Origin of the sequence: Streptomyces boncukensis (assembly GCF_011045075.1) — a bacterium.
In the GTDB taxonomy this organism is placed as follows: Bacteria; Actinomycetota; Actinomycetes; order Streptomycetales; family Streptomycetaceae; genus Streptomyces; species Streptomyces boncukensis.
In genome coordinates this window covers 1-1,570 of record NZ_JAAKZZ010000925.1, presented here as the reverse complement: position 1 = coordinate 1,570, position 1,570 = coordinate 1, and the positions used below count along the sequence as shown (strand labels likewise).

The 1,570-nt window shown below is 75.0% G+C and carries 1 protein-coding gene and 1 pseudogene; both read right to left on the bottom strand.

Going from position 1 to position 1,570, the window contains the following annotated elements:
- A pseudogene (locus tag G5C65_RS37035) lies at positions 1-857 on the bottom strand (hypothetical protein); the annotation flags it as partial.
- Between the two features lie 78 nt (positions 858-935).
- Complete coding sequence (locus tag G5C65_RS37030; RefSeq protein WP_420903403.1) at positions 936-1,511, bottom strand: DinB family protein; 576 nt, start codon at positions 1,509-1,511, stop codon at positions 936-938.
- Positions 1,512-1,570 lie beyond the last annotated feature (59 nt).

Below are 1,570 nucleotides of genomic sequence, written 5' to 3'. Positions count from 1 at the left end.
GGTCCGGGCTCCGGGCGCCGGTCCGGTGCGAAGCCCGGTGCGGTGGTGGGCGGGAGCGCCGGGAGCCGCCCGTCGGGCGCAGCCGGGAGGGGCGCGGGCGCCGCGTCCGGCAGGGGTTCGTCCGCGCGCGGCACCGGCTGTGCCCCGCCGGGGACGGACCCGGCGGCGGGGAGCGCGGGTTCCCCGGGAGGCGGACCGCCCGGGGCCGCGGGGACCGCGAGGAACACGGCACGCGGGACGGTGCTGTGCGCCGCCGCCACCTCGTGGAGCTCGGGGAGCGGCGGCCGGGCGCCGCTCCGCCAGGTCTCCGCGCACGCCTGGAGATAGCCGGGCGCGACGGCGGTTCTGCGGCGCCCTTCCGGAGGCGGGACCAGGCGCCCGTACAGCGAGACCCCGTGCCCCGGCGCGAGATCCTCCGCGCGCAGCCGCCCGAACGCGCCGGCGTCGGCCACCAGATCGGCGATGAGTGTGGTGGTTCCCGCCGGGCGCGGGCCCAGTTCGCTGGCCAGCCAGTGCCAGGGGAACCCGGTGTAGCGCAGGGTGGACGGCGTCGACCGGGCGAGCGCCAGGTGCGGCAGCCGCTGCTTGTGGTCGCACTGGAGCTGACCGGCGATGCACAGGAGCAGCGGGCCGGGTTCCGCGGCCGCCGCCCGGATCCGGGTCAGCACCGTCTGCGGGTCGATGGGGTCGGCGAGTTCGACCACGGTCGAACTCGCCGTGCCCGTCAGCGTCTGCGGGGACACGGCGGCCAGCGCCGGCAGTACGGATGCCGCGTCGGTCAGACGGCTCTTGCCACTCGGCGACGCCGCCAGCAGCAGCGCCGTCCCGGATGCTATGTCGTCCTGCGCGATCACCACCCCAGCACGGTATCCACTGACCGGGTGCCCCGTCTTCTCCCTCCGCACCGGGATCTGACGTGCGGGCGCCGTTCCCCGCTACTCTCCGACGCGGCCGTCGATGCGTTCGCGCAGCAGGTCGGCGTGTCCGTTGTGGCGCGCGTACTCCTCGACCATATGGACGAGGATCGTGCGAAGCGAGATCTCCAAGCCGCCCCGGGGGTCGACGCAGATGACGTCGAGAGACGGCGCCTCGGCCACGTACCGCTCGGCGAACGCCACCTCCTCGCGCCACGCCGCCCACGCCTCCGCGACGACCTCAGGGTCGGGCACCGCGCCGTCGAAGTCCCCGTCGGGCTCCTCCGGGGTGCTGTAGCGCCGGGTGACGTCCTGCCCGGCCATCCGCTCCCGGAACCAGATCTGTTCGACCTTGGCGAGGTGGCGCACCAGCCCGAGCAGCGACAGCGTCGACGGCTCAGCGGCGCGCCGCGCGAGCTGTTCCGCGTCCAGCCCCTGGCACTTCAGCTCCAGGGTCAGCCGCTGGACCCGCAGGAACTCCGTGAGCGTCGTGCGCTCGTCGCCCTTGGTCGGGCCGCCCCTGCGGGGATCGTCCCCGGGCGTCAGGAACATCTTCGCGCGCGGGGCTGGGGTGGTGGGATTCGCTGGAGTGCTCATGACGCGACATCATCCAGCATCGGCCCGGGACCGCACCATGATTCTCCCGGGGCGCGGGG

Coding starts and splice junctions, on each gene's coding strand:
- G5C65_RS37030 (WP_420903403.1), bottom strand. CDS start 1,511: ATGAGCACTCCAGCGAATCCCACCACCCCAGCCCCGCGCGCGAAGATG.